Here is a 12,197-nt window from a genome sequence, read left to right as displayed (position 1 = left end):
TCCCCCTCAGGGCTGCTAGTCGCGGGCCGCGGTCAGGTGTTCCGCGTGTTCCTGGAGCGAGCGGACGCCCACGTCGCCGTGGTTGAGGGCGTCGATGCCCTGGACGGCCGCGGCGAGCGCCTGGACGGTCGTCAGGCAGGGCACGGACCGCGCCACGGCCGCCGTGCGGATGTCGTAGCCGTCGAGGCGGCCGCCGGTGCCGTACGGGGTGTTGACGATGAGGTCGACCTCGCCGTCGTGGATGAGCTGGACGATGGTCCGCTCGCCGTTCGGGCCGGTCCCCTCGGACTGCTTGCGCACGACGGTGGCGTTGATGCCGTTGCGCTTGAGGACCTCGGCCGTGCCCGAGGTGGCGAGCAGTTCGAAGCCGTGGGCGACCAGCTCGCGGGCCGGGAAGATCATCGAGCGCTTGTCGCGGTTGGCGACGGAGATGAACGCGCGGCCCTTGGTGGGCAGTGGGCCGTAGGCACCCGCCTGCGACTTGGCGTACGCCGTGCCGAAGACGGAGTCGATGCCCATGACCTCACCCGTGGAGCGCATCTCCGGGCCGAGGACGGTGTCGACGCCGCGGCCGTGGATGTCGCGGAAGCGCGACCACGGCATGACGGCCTCCTTGACGGAGATCGGCGCGTCCAGCGGCAGTTCACCGCCGTCGCCGGTCCTGGGCAGCAGGCCCTCCGCGCGCAGCTCGGCGACGGTCGCGCCCAGGGAGATGCGGGCGGCGGCCTTGGCCAGCGGTACCGCGGTCGCCTTCGAGGTGAAGGGGACCGTGCGGGAGGCGCGCGGGTTGGCCTCCAGGACGTAGAGGATGTCGCCCGCCATCGCGAACTGGATGTTGATCAGGCCGCGTACGCCGACGCCCTTGGCGATGGCCTCGGTGGAGGCGCGCAGGCGCTTGATGTCGAAGCCGCCGAGGGTGATCGGGGGCAGGGCGCACGCCGAGTCGCCGGAGTGGATGCCGGCCTCCTCGATGTGCTCCATGACGCCGCCGAGGTACAGCTCCTCGCCGTCGTAGAGCGCGTCGACGTCGATCTCGATGGCGTCGTCCAGGAAGCGGTCTACCAGGACCGGCCGGGAGGGGCTGATCTCGGTCGATTCGGCGATGTAGGAGGCGAGGCGGGTCTCGTCGTAGACGATCTCCATGCCGCGCCCGCCGAGGACGTAGGAGGGCCGGACCAGGACCGGGTAGCCGATCTCGTCGGCGATGGCCTTGGCCTCCTCGAACGTGGTGGCCGTGCCGTGCTTCGGGGCCGGCAGGCCCGCCTCCGCGAGGACGCGGCCGAAGGCACCCCGGTCCTCGGCTGCGTGGATCGCCTCGGGCGAGGTGCCCACGATCGGCACGCCGTTGTCCTTCAGGGCCTGCGAGAGGCCCAGCGGGGTCTGGCCGCCCAGTTGGACGACCACACCGGCGATCGGGCCGGCGAGGGACTCCGCGTGGACGATCTCCAGCACGTCCTCGAGCGTCAGCGGCTCGAAGTACAGGCGGTCGGAGGTGTCGTAGTCCGTGGAGACGGTCTCCGGGTTGCAGTTGACCATCACCGTCTCGTACCCGGCGTCGGACAGCGCGAAGGAGGCGTGGACGCAGGAGTAGTCGAACTCGATGCCCTGGCCGATGCGGTTCGGGCCGGAGCCCAGGATGATCACCGCGGGCTTCTCACGGGGAGCCACCTCCGTCTCCTCGTCGTACGAGGAGTAGAAGTACGGCGTCTTCGCGGCGAACTCGGCGGCGCAGGTGTCGACCGTCTTGTAGACCGGCCGGATGCCGAGGGCGTGCCGGACCTCGCGTACGACGTCCTCGCGCAGCCCGCGGATCTCGCCGATCTGCTGGTCGGAGAAGCCGTGCCGCTTGGCCTCGGCGAGCAGCTCGCCGGTCAGCTCGGGCGCCTCGGCCAGCTCGTCCGCGATCTCCTTGATCAGGAACAGCTGGTCCACGAACCACGGGTCGATCTTCGTGTACTCGAAGACCTCCTCGGGCGTGGCGCCCGCGCGGATGGCCTGCATGACGGTGTTGATCCGGCCGTCGGTGGGCCGTACGGCCTCGCGCAGCAAGGCGTCCTTGTCCCCGGGCTCGCCGACGAAGGTGAACTGGCTGCCCTTCTTCTCCAGCGAGCGCAGCGCCTTCTGGAAGGCCTCGGGGAAGTTGCGGCCGATGGCCATGGCCTCGCCGACCGACTTCATGGTGGTGGTCAGCGTGGAGTCGGCCTGCGGGAACTTCTCGAAGGCGAACCGCGGGGCCTTGACGACCACGTAGTCGAGCGTGGGCTCGAAGGAGGCCGGGGTCTCCTGCGTGATGTCGTTCGGGATCTCGTCGAGCGTGTAGCCGACGGCCAGCTTGGCGGCGATCTTGGCGATCGGGAAGCCGGTCGCCTTGGAGGCCAGGGCGGACGAGCGCGACACGCGCGGGTTCATCTCGATGACGATCACCCGGCCGTCCTCGGGGTTCACCGCGAACTGGATGTTGCAGCCGCCGGTGTCCACGCCGACCTCGCGGATGACGGCGATGCCGACGTCACGCAGGATCTGGTACTCGCGGTCGGTCAGCGTCATCGCGGGCGCGACGGTGATCGAGTCACCGGTGTGCACGCCCATCGGGTCGAAGTTCTCGATGGAGCAGACGACCACGACGTTGTCGTGCTTGTCGCGCATCAGCTCCAGCTCGTACTCCTTCCAGCCGAGGATGGACTCCTCCAGGAGCACCTCGGTGGTCGGGGAGAGCGTGAGGCCCTGGCCCGCGATGCGGCGCAGCTCCTCCTCGTCGTGCGCGAAGCCGGAGCCGGCGCCGCCCATGGTGAAGGAGGGGCGCACGACGACCGGGTAGCCGCCGAGCGTCTCGACGCCCGCGAGGACGTCGTCCATGGAGTGGCAGATCACGGAGCGGGCGGACTCGCCGTGCCCGATCTTCGCGCGGACGGCCTCCACGACGGTCTTGAACTGGTCGCGGTCCTCACCCTTGTGGATCGCCTCGGGCTTGGCGCCGATCAGCTCGACGCCGTACTTCTCCAGGACACCGTTCTCGTGCAGCGAGATGGCGGTGTTCAGGGCCGTCTGGCCGCCCAGGGTGGGCAGCAGGGCGTCGGGGCGCTCCTTGGCGATGATCTTCTCGACGAACTCGGGGGTGATCGGCTCGACGTAGGTGGCGTCGGCGATCTCCGGGTCGGTCATGATCGTCGCCGGGTTGGAGTTGACGAGGACCACGCGCAGGCCCTCGGCCTTGAGCACGCGGCACGCCTGGGTGCCGGAGTAGTCGAACTCGGCGGCCTGGCCGATGACGATCGGGCCGGAGCCGATGACCAGGACGGACTGGATATCGGTGCGCTTAGGCACGCTGGCCCTCCATCAGGGATACGAAGCGGTCGAACAGGTAGGCGGCGTCGTGCGGGCCCGCTGCCGCTTCGGGGTGGTACTGGACGGAGAAGGCCGGCTGGTCGAGCAGCTGCAGCCCCTCCACGACGTTGTCGTTCAGGCAGACGTGCGAGACCTCGGCGCGGCCGAACCTGGTCTCGCTGACCTTGTCGAGCGGAGCGTCCACGGCGAAGCCGTGGTTGTGCGCGGTCACCTCGACCTTGCCGGTCGTACGGTCCTGGACCGGCTGGTTGATGCCCCGGTGGCCGTACTTCAGCTTGTACGTGCCGAAGCCGAGGGCGCGGCCGAGGATCTGGTTGCCGAAGCAGATGCCGAACAGCGGCGTCCTGCGCTCCAGGACGGCGCTCATGAGCGCGACCGGGCCGTCGGCCGTGGCCGGGTCACCGGGCCCGTTGGAGAAGAAGACTCCGTCCGGGGTGACGGCGTAGACCTCGTCGGCGGTGGCCGTGGCGGGCAGGACGTGCACCTCGATGCCGCGCTCGGCCATGCGGTGCGGGGTCATGCCCTTGATGCCGAGGTCGATGGCGGCGACGGTGAAGCGCTTCTCGCCGATCGCCGGGACGACGTACGCCTCCTTCGTCGCGACCTCCTCGTAGAGGCTCGCGCCCTTCATCTGCGGCTGGGCCTGCACACGCGCGAGCAGCTCCGGCTCGGCCGCGACGGCCGCGCCGGAGAAGATGCCGGCGCGCATCGAGCCGCGTTCTCGCAGGTGCCGGGTGAGGGCCCGGGTGTCGATCCCGGAGATGCCCACCACGCCCTGTGCGACCAGCTCGTCGTCCAGGGAGCGCTTCGAGCGCCAGTTGGACGGCACGCGCGCGGGGTCGCGCACGACGTAGCCGGAGACCCAGATGCGCTTGGACTCGTCGTCCTCGTCGTTCCAGCCGGTGTTGCCGATCTGCGGGGCGGTCGCGACGACGATCTGGCGGTCGTACGACGGGTCGGTCAGGGTCTCCTGGTAGCCGGTCATGCCGGTGGAGAACACGGCCTCGCCGAAGGTCTCCCCCACGGCCCCGTAGGCGCGGCCGCGGAAGATGCGGCCGTCCTCCAGGACGAGTACGGCGGGAACCCTGGCAGCTCCCCTGGTGGAGGTCGTCATCGCACGCCTTCCGTGTCGTTGATCATCTTGTTCAGGGTGTCGACCCATTCGGTGTGCTCGGCCGAGTGGTCGGAGCGGAATCCGGAGTCGATCAGCTTGTCGCCGTGCGCCCAGGTCACCACGAGCAGTCCGCCCTCGGTGAGGACCTTGCCTGCGATGCCCTTGTCGAGCCGGGCCTCGCGCAGCGCGGCGGTGGGGACGAAGAAGTCGGTGGCTCCGGGGCGTTCGACCTCCAGGCCCTGGTCCGTCAGGGTCAGCTCGACCCGGCTGCGGGTGCCCAGGCCGTGGGCCACGATGCGGTCCAGCCACTGCCCGGCGGTGGTGGAGCCGTGGTAGCGGCCGCTCATGCCCAGTTTCGCCGGGCCGGTCTCCTCCGGCGCGCTGGGCAGCGCGGGCAGGTCGTTCTGCAGCGTGCCGCGCCACTTCCAGCCCTCGCGCATCAGCCAGTAGACGAGCGCGATGAAGAGGGCGAGTCCGACGAGCCAGCCGATGCGGGCCGGCCAATCGGTGACCTCGGCCGACTTCTGGGCCTCGGCCAGCAGGATGTGAGGTGTCACTTGAGCTTCCCGTCGACGAGCGTGGCCTTGCCCCGCAGCCACGTGTGCGTCACACGGCCCGGCAGCTCACGCCCCTGGTAGGGGGTGTTGCGGCTGCGCGAGGCGAAGCCCGCGGGGTCCACCTGGCCACGGTATTCCGTGTCGACGAGGGTGAGGTTGGCGGGCTCACCAGCCGAGACGGGACGGCCGTGTCCGGTGGCCTGTCCGATCTGCGCGGGCTTGAAGGACATGCGGTCGGCTACGCCGGCCCAGTCCAGCAGGCCCGTGGCGACCATGGTCTCCTGGACCACTGACAGCGCGGTCTCCAGGCCCACCATGCCCATGGCGGCCGCGGCCCACTCGCAGTCCTTGTCCTCGTGCGGGTGCGGGGCGTGGTCGGTGGCGACGATGTCGATCGTGCCGTCGGCGAGCGCCTCGCGCAGGGCGTGCACGTCCCGCTCGGTGCGCAGCGGCGGGTTGACCTTGTAGACGGGGTTGTACGTGCGCACCAGCTCGTCGGTGAGGAGGAGGTGGTGCGGGGTGACCTCGGCGGTGACCTGGATGCCGCGGGACTTGGCCCAGCGGACGATCTCCACGGACCCGGCGGTCGACAGGTGGCAGATGTGGACCCGGGAGCCGACGTGCTCGGCGAGCAGGACGTCCCGCGCGATGATCGACTCCTCGGCGACGGCCGGCCAGCCGCCCAGGCCCAGCTCGGCGGAGACGACGCCCTCGTTCATCTGGGCGCCCTCGGTCAGCCGCGGCTCCTGGGCGTGCTGCGCGACGACACCGCCGAAGGCCTTCACGTACTCCAGCGCGCGACGCATGATCACCGCGTCGTCCACGCACTTGCCGTCGTCCGAGAAGACGGTGACGCCCGCGGCCGACTCGTGCATGGCACCCAGTTCGGCGAGCTTCCTGCCTTCCAGGCCGACGGTGACCGCGCCGATGGGCTGGACGTCGCAGTAGCCGTGCTCCTGGCCGAGCCGGTAGACCTGCTCGACGACACCGGCGGTGTCGGCGACCGGGAAGGTGTTGGCCATGGCGAACACGGCGGTGTAGCCGCCGCTCGCCGCCGCCCGCGTACCGGTGAGCACGGTCTCGGAGTCCTCGCGGCCGGGCTCGCGCAGATGGGTGTGCAGGTCGACCAGGCCCGGCAGCAGCACCTTGCCGTCGGCCTCGACGATCTCGGCGCCCTCCGCGCTCAGACCGGTGCCCACCTCGGCGATCCTCTCGCCGTCGATCAGCACGTCCTGCGGCTCGCCGCCGAGCACCTTCGCACCGCGGATCAGGATCTTGCTCATGGTCTTACTTCTCCTCGGTGGTACGGGCGTGGGTGACGGCGGGTTCGTTGCCGCCGAGCAGCAGGTACAGCACGGCCATCCGGATGGAGACGCCGTTGGCGACCTGCTCCACGACGGTGCAGCGGTCGGAGTCGGCGACCTCGGCGGTGATCTCCATGCCGCGGACCATCGGGCCGGGGTGCATCACGATGGCGTGCTCGGGCATCCTCGCCATGCGGTCGCCGTCGAGGCCGTAGCGCCGCGAGTACTCGCGCTCGGTCGGGAAGAAGGCGGCGTTCATCCGTTCGCGCTGGACGCGGAGCATCATCACGGCGTCGGACTTGGGCAGTGTGCTGTCGAGGTCGTACGACACCTCGCACGGCCAGTTGCCGACGCCGACCGGAACGAGGGTGGGCGGGGCGACCAGGGTGACCTCGGCGCCCAGGGTGTGCAGCAGGTCGACGTTGGAGCGGGCGACGCGGCTGTGCAGGACGTCGCCGACGATGGTGATCCGCTTGCCGGACAGGTCCTGGCCGAGGCCGGTGTCGCGGCCGATCAGCCGGCGGCGCATGGTGAAGGCGTCCAGCAGGGCCTGGGTGGGGTGCTGGTGGGTGCCGTCGCCGGCGTTGATGACGGCGGCGTCGATCCAGCCCGAGTTGGCCAGGCGGTACGGGGCTCCGGAGGCGCCGTGCCGGATGACGACGGCGTCCACGCCCATCGCCTCCAGCGTCTGGGCGGTGTCCTTCAGGGACTCGCCCTTGGACACCGACGACCCCTTGGCGGAGAAGTTGATGACGTCCGCGGACAGCCGCTTCTCGGCGGCCTCGAAGGAGATCCGGGTGCGGGTGGAGTCCTCGAAGAAGAGGTTGACGATCGTGCGGCCGCGCAGGGTCGGCAGTTTCTTGATCGGCCGGTCGGCGACCCGGGCCATCTCCTCGGCGGTGTCGAGGATCAGGACGGCGTCGTCGCGGGTGAGGTCGGCGGCCGAGATGAGATGACGCTGCATCTGTCAGGCTCCGTAAGGCAGTTCATTCGGGAGGATTCGGGCAAACCGGCGCGTGTGCGGGCACGCCGAAGCGGCCGCGCGCCTGGCTTGCTACTGGCCGGCCGGCTTCGCACCGAGCAGCACGGTGTCGCGACCGTCCTCCTCGGCGAGCTGGACCTTGACCGTCTCCCGCAGCGACGTGGGGAGGTTCTTGCCGACATAGTCGGCGCGGATGGGCAGTTCACGGTGGCCGCGGTCGACCAGGACCGCGAGCTGCACCGCGCGCGGGCGTCCGATGTCGTTCAGGGCGTCGAGGGCGGCGCGGATGGTGCGACCGGAGAAGAGCACGTCGTCGACGAGGACGACCAGCTTGCCGTCGATGCCGTCACCGGGGATCTCGGTGCGGGCCAGCGCACGCGGCGGGTGCATGCGCAGGTCGTCGCGGTACATGGTGATGTCGAGCGAGCCGACCGGGATCTTGCGGTCGGTGATCTGCTCCAGCTTGGCGGCGAGCCGCTGGGCGAGGAAGACACCCCGGGTCGGAATGCCGAGGAGCACCACGTCGTCGGCACCCTTGGCGCGCTCGACGATCTCGTGGGCGATGCGGGTGAGCACCCGCGCGATGTCGGGGCCCTCGAGTACGGGCCGCGCATCGGTTGCCTGCGCATTGGCGTGCGTGTCCATACGAAACGGACCTCCTTCTCCGCCTCACGGGACGGACCTTAAAGGACGTCGGATTTGCGCCATCCACGGTAGCAGGTCGCCGGGAGCCCCTCGATCACCCCCTTGGAGTAATCCGCCACCGCTACCACGGAAGAGCCGGGGTGGACCATTCGGCTTGACGCACAAGAGTCACGCTGCGTAACCTCACAGTGAGTTACCAGCCGCGCGGCGGGAAGACAGTCCGGCCGCGTCGACACAGTGTCCGGGGAGCCATATGTCCAGCGAATACGCCAAACAGCTCGGGGCCAAGCTCCGGGCCATCCGCACCCAGCAGGGCCTTTCCCTCCACGGTGTCGAGGAGAAGTCCCAGGGTCGCTGGAAGGCCGTGGTGGTCGGTTCGTACGAGCGCGGCGACCGTGCCGTGACCGTGCAGCGCCTGGCCGAGCTGGCCGATTTCTATGGCGTTCCTGTGCAGGAGTTGCTGCCGGGCACCACGCCGGGCGGCGCCGCCGAGCCGCCGCCGAAGCTTGTTCTGGACCTGGAGCGGCTGGCCACGGTGCCGGCCGAGAAGGCGGGCCCCCTCCAGCGCTACGCGGCGACGATCCAGTCCCAGCGCGGTGACTACAACGGCAAGGTGCTGTCGATCCGCCAGGACGACCTGCGCACACTCGCCGTCATCTACGACCAGTCCCCCTCGGTCCTCACCGAGCAGCTGATCAGCTGGGGCGTCCTGGACGCGGACGCGCGCCGCGCGGTGGCCACGCACGAAGAGGCGTAACCGCTCGCCGACTCAGCAGAAACGTGCCGCCGGGGTGGCCGGAACCACATGGTTCCGGCCACCCCGGCGGTGTTTGTACGACCGTTCCGGCTGCTTCCCGGCGCAGGACGGGCACGCCGAAGGGGCGCGGGGAACTGCCGCGAGCAACCATGGACGACCCGCAGGTCATCCGGTTGCCGCAGTCCCACGGCGCCCCTCTTTTTGCGGCTAAGCGCGACGCAGCGTCGGCTTGAGTTCTTTCAGCCGGCCGAGAAGACCGTTCACGAACGACGGTGACTCATCGGTCGAGAACTCCTTGGCCAGCTGCACCATCTCGTCCAGGACGACGGCGTCCGGGGTCTCGTCGACCCAGATCAGCTCGTACGCGCCGAGCCGCAGGATGTTGCGGTCGACGACCGGCATCCGGTCGAGCGTCCAGCCCACCGCGTACTGCGCGATCAGCTCGTCGATCCGCCTCGCGTGCTCCGCGTAGCCCTCGACCAGCTGCATGGTGTACTCGCTGACCGGCGGCTGTCGGGTGTCGGACCGGGAGAGCCGGATCCAGTCCGCGAGGACCGTCAGGACGTCGGCGCCGCGCTGGTCGCCCTCGAAGAGGATCTGAAAGGCGCGCTTGCGGGCCGTGTTGCGGGCAGCCACGGTTAGCTGTTCACCCGGCCGAGGTAGTCGCTCGTACGGGTGTCGACCTTGATCTTCTCACCGGTGGTGATGAAGAGGGGGACCTGGATCTGGTGGCCGGTCTCCAGGGTGGCGGGCTTGGTGCCACCGGTGGAGCGGTCGCCCTGGACGCCCGGCTCGGTCTCGGCGATGGTCAGCTCGACGGCGGCGGGCAGGTCGACGAAGAGGACCTCGCCCTCGTGCTGCGCGACGGTGGCCGTGAAGCCCTCGACGAGGAAGTTGGCGGCGTCGCCGACGGCCTTGCGGTCGATGTGCAGCTGGTCGTAGGTCTCCATGTCCATGAAGACGAAGTAGTCGCCGTCCATGTACGAGAACTGCATGTCGCGCTTGTCGACAGTGGCCGTCTCGACCTTGACACCGGCGTTGAAGGTCTTGTCGACGACCTTGCCGGAGAGCACGTTCTTGAGCTTGGTGCGCACGAAGGCCGGGCCCTTGCCGGGCTTGACGTGCTGGAACTCGACGACGGACCAGAGCTGGCCGCCTTCGAGCTTGAGCACCATGCCGTTCTTGAGGTCGTTCGTGGAAGCCACGGTTGCGGAATCTCCTGGACTGACGTACGACCCCGGGGTCACGCGCTACAGCGCGAGCAGCTCCTTGGTCGTGATGGTGAGTAGCTCGGGTCCGCCGTCCGCCTCGGGGCGTACGACGAGCGTGTCATCGATCCGGACACCGCCCCGGCCCGGGAGGTGGACCCCCGGTTCGACGGTGACCGGCACGCAAGCGTCCAGTTTACCCATGGCCGCGGGGGCCAGCTGCGGGTCCTCGTCGAATTCGAGTCCGACGCCGTGTCCGGTCAGCGGTGGCAGGGCTTCCGCATACCCCGCGGAGTCCAGCACCTGGCGAGCCGCGCGGTCCACGTCACGGTAGGCGGCGCCGGGCGCCAGGGACTCGCGTCCGGCGCGCTGGGCGGCGAAGACGAGGTCGTACAGCTCGATCTGCCAGTCCGCGGGCGAGGTGCCGATGACGAAGGTACGGCCGATCTCGCAGCGGTAGCCACGGTAGGTGGCGCCGAGGCACACGGAGAGGAAGTCGCCCTCCTCCACGCGCCGGTCGGTCGGGCGGTGGCCGCGGCGGCCCGAGTGCGGCCCGGTGGCCACGGAGGTGGGGAAGGCGGGCCCGTCGGCGCCGTGGTCGACCAGGCGACGCTCCAGCTCCAGCGCGAGGTGCCGTTCGGTGCGGCCCACCAGGATGGACTCCAGCAGCTCGCCGAGGGCCTGGTCGGCGATCTCCGCGCCGATGCGCAGGCAGGAGATCTCCTCCTCGTCCTTGACGACCCTGAGCTGCTCGACGGCCGCGCCGAGGTCGGCGAGGCGGAGTCCGGGGGCGACCAGGGCGAGGGCTCGGTGGCGGGCCACGGTGAGGTGGTGCTCCTCCACCGCCAGGGTCTCGGCACCCTGGGCCATGGCGAGACCGGCTGCGGCGACCGCGGGGTCGCCGTCGGGGGAGGACAGGACGTGCAGTCGCAGGTTCTCGTCCGGCCGGCCTTCGTAGGGGCGTTCTTCGGGCGGGCCGGCGCAGACGAGCAGGTCCTCGCGGCTGCCGAGGAGCAGGACGGAGCCCTGCGGGACCGCGGCCGCGAGGTAGCGCACATTGGCGGGGCGGGTGACCAGCGCTGCCGCAGTACCGGCCGCGTTGAAGTATTCCCTCAGCCGGGATCGGCGGTTCGCGTACACCTCTGACATGAGATGAGCTTAGGAGTTATGGGCGAATTGTGCCGATTCTTGGAGGGCCGAGTGGGGTGCGGGGCAGGTGGAAGGCGGTGCGGTGATACCGCCCGGCGCGGGTGAGTGGGGGTCGCTCGCGCCCGCGCGGCGGAGCCGCACATCGATGAGGTCCCGCCCCTACGTGCTCCACCCGCCCGTGCTCACCAGCTCGGTGGGCTCGCTATCGCCCTTGCCAGGACCTCGTCCAGAACCCGCGCCGTCCCGGGGACGTCGAGCTGGGAGTTGTCGATGATCGGGAGGCCCGAGCCGTACCAGCCGGCCATACGGCCATGGATACGGGCCACCTCCTCGTCGGTGAGGCGGCGGTTGCCGGTGCGCTCGGCATTGCGCTCCAGGACGATGTCCAGGCCCGGGAGCAGGACGACCGGGAGCAGGCCGGGGCCCACGTGGCGCTTCCAGCCGCCGAGGCCCACGACCGGGCGGTCCGGGAAGACGGCGTCGTCCAGGATGCAGGAGATGCCGTTGGCCAGGAAGTTCCGGGCGGCGAAGCCGCAGGTGCGGCGGGCGAGGCGGTACTGGGCCTCGGAGTTGTCGTTCCATCCGGACTGAGGGTCGGCGAAGCCCGAGCGGACCCATTCGCGGACGTCGTCCAGGCTGATGTGGGCCGTGGGCACGCGCCGCTGGTCCGCCCAGTACTTGGCGACGCTCGTCTTGCCCGCGCCCGCCGGGCCGATCAGCAGGACCGCCAGGGTGGTGGCCGTCGGGTCGGGAACCGTGGCGGCGGTGAGCGGCGCCGCGGGAACTCCGACGGGGCCGCCGGGTGGCAGCGGTACATGGCCGGTGGTATCGGGGGCCGGCTGGGCGGGGGCGTGCTGCGAGGCCGGGGGCTGCGGGGGCGCCGGCGGCACGGGGACGGGCGGGGCCGGGAAGCCCGGCGGGGGAACGGGGGCCTGGGAGGCTCCCGGGTGCGGGCCCGGGTGGTGTCCGGCCGGCGCCCAGCCGGCGTGCGGTCCCTGCCCCGGCTGGTGGGGCGGCGGCAGCGGCGACCCCACTGCGTGCTGCATCCGTTGCCACTCCGTCTCGTCGTCGTCGGCTCGTTCGCCTCCGGGGCGCCTGAGTCGGTGTCGACAGCCCGATCCTGCTCAGCCCTTCGG

11 protein-coding genes are annotated in these 12,197 nt (G+C 70.5%); 1 reads left to right on the top strand and 10 read right to left on the bottom strand.

The genetic code is table 11. The features are described 5' to 3' along the window. Nucleotides 1–15 precede the first annotated feature (15 nt). The 6 genes from carB to pyrR all read right to left on the bottom strand — a co-directional run bounded on the left by carB (nt 16) and on the right by pyrR (nt 7,947). Nucleotides 16–3,324 carry a carbamoyl-phosphate synthase large subunit gene (carB, locus tag ABZ079_RS12125; RefSeq protein ID WP_356939307.1) on the bottom strand — a complete coding sequence of 1,103 codons (3,309 nt, stop codon included), beginning with the start codon at nt 3,322–3,324 and terminating at the stop codon, nt 16–18. Further along, complete coding sequence (gene carA / locus ABZ079_RS12120) at nt 3,317–4,459, bottom strand: glutamine-hydrolyzing carbamoyl-phosphate synthase small subunit (protein ID WP_356939306.1); 1,143 nt, start codon at nt 4,457–4,459, stop codon at nt 3,317–3,319. The genes carB and carA overlap by 8 nt, the downstream gene beginning before the upstream one ends. Further along, nucleotides 4,456–5,016 (bottom strand): hypothetical protein, encoded by a 561-nt coding sequence (locus tag ABZ079_RS12115; RefSeq protein WP_356939305.1) that lies wholly within the window; start codon nt 5,014–5,016, stop codon nt 4,456–4,458. The genes carA and ABZ079_RS12115 overlap by 4 nt, the downstream gene beginning before the upstream one ends. Continuing rightward, on the bottom strand, nt 5,013–6,299 hold the full coding sequence (locus tag ABZ079_RS12110) for a dihydroorotase (protein WP_356939304.1): 1,287 nt from the start codon (nt 6,297–6,299) through the stop codon (nt 5,013–5,015). Before ABZ079_RS12110 ends, ABZ079_RS12115 begins: the two co-directional genes overlap by 4 nt. 4 nt (nt 6,300–6,303) lie before the next feature. Beyond that, nucleotides 6,304–7,284: an aspartate carbamoyltransferase catalytic subunit gene (locus tag ABZ079_RS12105; RefSeq protein ID WP_356939303.1), complete on the bottom strand. Its 981-nt coding sequence runs from the start codon at nt 7,282–7,284 to the stop codon at nt 6,304–6,306. Nucleotides 7,285–7,374: 90 nt separating this feature from the next. Beyond that, complete coding sequence (gene pyrR, locus ABZ079_RS12100; RefSeq protein ID WP_356939302.1) at nt 7,375–7,947, bottom strand: bifunctional pyr operon transcriptional regulator/uracil phosphoribosyltransferase PyrR; 573 nt, start codon at nt 7,945–7,947, stop codon at nt 7,375–7,377. Between the two features lie 253 nt (nt 7,948–8,200). On the opposite strand from pyrR, the gene bldD reads away from it, so the two are divergent. Beyond that, the gene (bldD, locus tag ABZ079_RS12095; RefSeq protein WP_014671524.1) at nt 8,201–8,704 is read left to right on the top strand and encodes a transcriptional regulator BldD; all 504 of its coding nucleotides are present in this window, start codon (nt 8,201–8,203) and stop codon (nt 8,702–8,704) included. A 207-nt stretch (nt 8,705–8,911) separates the two neighbouring features. Here bldD and nusB read toward each other — a convergent pair whose 3' ends face one another. From nusB to ABZ079_RS12075, 4 genes are all read right to left on the bottom strand, one after another. Beyond that, nucleotides 8,912–9,340: a transcription antitermination factor NusB gene (gene nusB / locus ABZ079_RS12090; protein ID WP_123438515.1), complete on the bottom strand. Its 429-nt coding sequence runs from the start codon at nt 9,338–9,340 to the stop codon at nt 8,912–8,914. 2 nt (nt 9,341–9,342) lie between these two features. Continuing rightward, a complete protein-coding gene (gene efp, locus ABZ079_RS12085) occupies nt 9,343–9,909 on the bottom strand; it encodes an elongation factor P (protein ID WP_356939301.1) in 567 nt (188 codons plus the stop codon). Between the two features lie 45 nt (nt 9,910–9,954). Beyond that, complete coding sequence (locus tag ABZ079_RS12080; RefSeq protein ID WP_356939300.1) at nt 9,955–11,061, bottom strand: aminopeptidase P family protein; 1,107 nt, start codon at nt 11,059–11,061, stop codon at nt 9,955–9,957. Nucleotides 11,062–11,243: 182 nt separating this feature from the next. Next, nucleotides 11,244–12,107: a Pro-rich N-terminal domain-containing protein gene (locus ABZ079_RS12075; protein WP_356939299.1), complete on the bottom strand. Its 864-nt coding sequence runs from the start codon at nt 12,105–12,107 to the stop codon at nt 11,244–11,246. Nucleotides 12,108–12,197 lie beyond the last annotated feature (90 nt).

This window comes from Streptomyces sp. NPDC006314, assembly GCF_040613075.1.
Classification (GTDB): Bacteria; Actinomycetota; Actinomycetes; order Streptomycetales; family Streptomycetaceae; genus Streptomyces.
The sequence above is the reverse complement of the archived record's forward strand: the minus strand, read 5'-3'. Positions and strand labels throughout refer to the sequence as shown.